We start from the raw sequence: 3,194 nt of genomic DNA, 5'->3' as shown, positions 1-3,194 counted from the left end.
ATGGCCACTTTTGCCATAACCGTGTTTTTTCACAGGAGATGTCTGTTCACAAAACGGGCATCTTACATAAACTTTAGCCACTGTATTCCACATCCAAAACCGGATATGGTACACTGCAATCAACATGTTGAATACACGACCATTGGTCTCAACCGTACAGATTGGAACATCAGGGAATAACTAGTTTTACTAACGTGAACGCGTAAAATAAACCTTGAACCCACTTACCCCATCTGTGATAGCGTCATTTTACGATTGTTGATACAGGTTTAATCATGAAACGCTCTGCGCGGGCACTGCTGCTTATGAGTCTGATGGGATTTTCGTCAGCCAGTAACGCACTGAATGAATTTGAGGCGGAAGATCTCGCTGACTTGACGGCCATTTTCGTCTATCTAAAAAACAACTGTGGCTATCAAGACATTCCCAACGATCATATTCGACGTGTTCTGGTCGCTTTTGCACAGCAAAACCGTTGGAATCTCAACAATTACAGTGACTTTGATATGACCAGCCTGGGTGAGGATAGCTACCGCGATCTGAGTAACATCCCAATACCGACGCCCAAAAAGTGTCAATCGCTGGCGCAAAACTCGCTCGGTCTGCTCGCGTACGCGAAATAGTGCTCGCGTAACGTTTCCCGCACTGCCTGAAATTTCGTAGTGCAAGCCATCAGCGGGTTAGCTATGATGGCGCGCCCATTTTCACGGCGGTTATCGCAGAGGAAGCCCTGACATGTCCCGAAAAGAGATATGGCATGAAACGTTACATGCCAGCTTCGGCCAATATTTTTCCATTGACCAAGTGCTGTTTCATGAAAAAACCGCCCATCAGGATCTGATTATCTTCGAAAATGCGGCGCTGGGGCGCGTGATGGCACTGGATGGCGTGGTGCAAACCACCGAACGCGACGAGTTTATCTACCATGAAATGCTATCCCATGTCCCTCTGCTGGCACATGGCGCTGCCAAGCGCGTGCTGATTGTCGGTGGCGGCGATGGTGGCATCCTGCGCGAAGTGTGTCGCCATCCGGAAGTAGAACACATAACCATGGTGGAGATTGATGCGGGGGTGGTCAGTTTCTGTCGCCAGTACCTTCCCAACCACAGTGCCGGAGCTTATGACGATCCGCGTTTAACGCTGGTGATCGCCGATGGCGTTGATTTTGTCAGCCAAAACCGCGATAGGTTTGATGTGATCATTTCTGATCGCACCGATCCCATCGGCCCCGGAGAAAGCCTTTTCAGCTCAGAGTTTTACGATGGCTGTGCGCATTGCCTGAATCCTGGCGGCCTGTTTGTCGCACAAAATGGCGTCTGTTTCCTGCAACAGGATGAAGCCATCAACAGCCACCGCTTACTCAACCGCTCTTTTTCGGATGTCACCTTCTATCAGGCGGCAATCCCCACCTATTACGGTGGCATCATGACCTTTGCCTGGGCCAGCAACGATCAGACATTGCGCATGGTAGCACAGGACGCGCTTGCGGCACGTTATCACGCTTCAGGCATCACCTGCCGTTATTACAATCCGGCTGTCCACACGGGTAGCTTTGCGCTGCCACAATATCTACTGAATGCATTAGCCTGACGCATACAGCCATAAGGGGGTGACGAAAATTGCACAAGCTGAAACTGCATGGCTTTAACAACCTGACCAAAAGCCTGAGTTTTTGTATCTACGATATCTGCTATGCCAAAACCGCTGACGATCGCGACGGCTATATCGCCTATATTGACGAACAGTACAACGCCAATCGTTTGACAGAGATCCTCACGGAAACCTGTACTATCATTGGTGCCAATATTTTGAACATCGCGCGGCAAGACTACGATCCTCAGGGTGCCAGCGTGACTATTCTGGTCAGCGAAGAGCCGATGGATCCGCGCGATGTCGATAACTCAGAACTTCCCGGACCGCTGCCCCATTCCGTGGTTGCGCATCTGGACAAGAGCCATATTTGTGTACACACATACCCGGAAAGCCATCCCGAGGGCGGCCTGTGCACCTTTCGCGCCGATATTGAAGTGTCAACCTGCGGCGTGATTTCCCCGCTAAAAGCACTGAATTACCTGATTCACCAGTTGGAATCCGATATTGTCACCATTGACTATCGTGTGCGCGGTTTCACGCGTGATATCAACGGGGTAAAACATTTCATCGACCATCAAATCAATTCCATTCAGAACTTTATGTCGGAAGATATGAAGTCTCTGTATCACCTGATGGACGTGAATGTGTATCAGGAGAATATGTTTCACACCAAAATGCTGCTCAAGGATTTCGATCTGCGGCACTATCTGTTCAACGCCGCGCCAGAAAATCTGGAAGCGGTGGAGCGCAAAAGGATCACCGATCTGCTCTATCATGAAATGCGAGAGATCTACTACGGTAGGAATCTTCCGGTTTTGTAGATGACGTACCGGCGGGCCCACAGCGGCCCGTTTTTTTTATTCTCAACCACGCCCCCGTTTCCCCCTTGGTAGCACTGTCTTCTTCCACCATTCCGATCTCCGACTCAATGAGCCCACACTAAGCACCATATACTGTATGGTTAAAATTAAAAACATCTACATCTAGTATTTAAACACGCCACGATTATCGATAAGGCGCGTTTCGCAGAAAGGCGGCAGCGGAAGGGTGTCACAAGGCCGCTTTACCATACTGACTTTAACCCAAAAGGTAAATACGAACCATGCGCATTAGTATTTTTACTAAACCGCACTGTGTTCAGTGCAATGCGACGTGCCGTGCTTTGGATAAACAAGGTATCGCCTATCAGCTTATCGACCTGACAGAAGATGAGCAGGCATTACAGCGGGTAAGGGCATTGTGCTATCAACAGGTACCGGTCGTTATGACAGAGGACGACCACTGGAGCGGTTTTTGCCCGGATAAACTCAGCGCAGTTGCAGTAAGGGGGCGCAATGAATCCACTGGCCTATTTTTCCAGCCAATCGGAAAACACGCATCGGTTTATCTGTACTAGCTCAGACCTGATCTGACAGTTACCGATTATTTATACAGGTGTCTGTCAGATTACATCTGGTTCAGATTCTTTTCTGCCCAGATCCGTTTTCCATCGAGTAAAGTGGCTATCGGCGTACGCCCGCAGCACATTTTTCCCTGATGAGTTCGCTCATTATTGTAATGCCACAACCAGTTGTCCAGATCTACCTGCAGGCTTTCCAGGT

Annotated in this window: 4 protein-coding genes and 2 pseudogenes; 4 read left to right on the top strand and 2 right to left on the bottom strand. The window is 49.3% G+C overall.

What is annotated here, in order from left to right:
- A pseudogene (locus QZ506_RS04025) lies at window positions 1-81 on the bottom strand (IS1 family transposase); the annotation flags it as partial.
- 194 nt (window positions 82-275) lie between these two features.
- On the opposite strand from QZ506_RS04025, the gene QZ506_RS04020 reads away from it, so the two are divergent.
- From QZ506_RS04020 to nrdH, 4 genes are all read left to right on the top strand, one after another.
- Window positions 276-623 carry a YacC family pilotin-like protein gene (locus tag QZ506_RS04020; RefSeq protein WP_291969247.1) on the top strand — a complete coding sequence of 116 codons (348 nt, stop codon included), beginning with the start codon at window positions 276-278 and terminating at the stop codon, window positions 621-623.
- A gap of 112 nt (window positions 624-735) precedes the next feature.
- Window positions 736-1,590, top strand: a complete 855-nt coding sequence (gene speE, locus QZ506_RS04015; protein WP_291969246.1) for a polyamine aminopropyltransferase — start codon at window positions 736-738, stop codon at window positions 1,588-1,590.
- A 29-nt stretch (window positions 1,591-1,619) separates the two neighbouring features.
- Window positions 1,620-2,414, top strand: a complete 795-nt coding sequence (speD, locus tag QZ506_RS04010) for an adenosylmethionine decarboxylase (RefSeq protein WP_291969244.1) — start codon at window positions 1,620-1,622, stop codon at window positions 2,412-2,414.
- Between the two features lie 281 nt (window positions 2,415-2,695).
- A complete protein-coding gene (gene nrdH / locus QZ506_RS04005) occupies window positions 2,696-2,989 on the top strand; it encodes a glutaredoxin-like protein NrdH (protein ID WP_291969242.1) in 294 nt (97 codons plus the stop codon).
- A 50-nt stretch (window positions 2,990-3,039) separates the two neighbouring features.
- Here nrdH and QZ506_RS04000 read toward each other — a convergent pair.
- Window positions 3,040-3,194 (bottom strand): annotated as a pseudogene (locus QZ506_RS04000) (IS481 family transposase); the annotation flags it as partial.

The organism is Candidatus Symbiopectobacterium sp. (genome assembly GCF_020054415.1).
GTDB lineage: Bacteria > Pseudomonadota > Gammaproteobacteria > Enterobacterales > Enterobacteriaceae > Symbiopectobacterium.
This window is presented reverse-complemented; position numbering and strand designations above follow the sequence as displayed.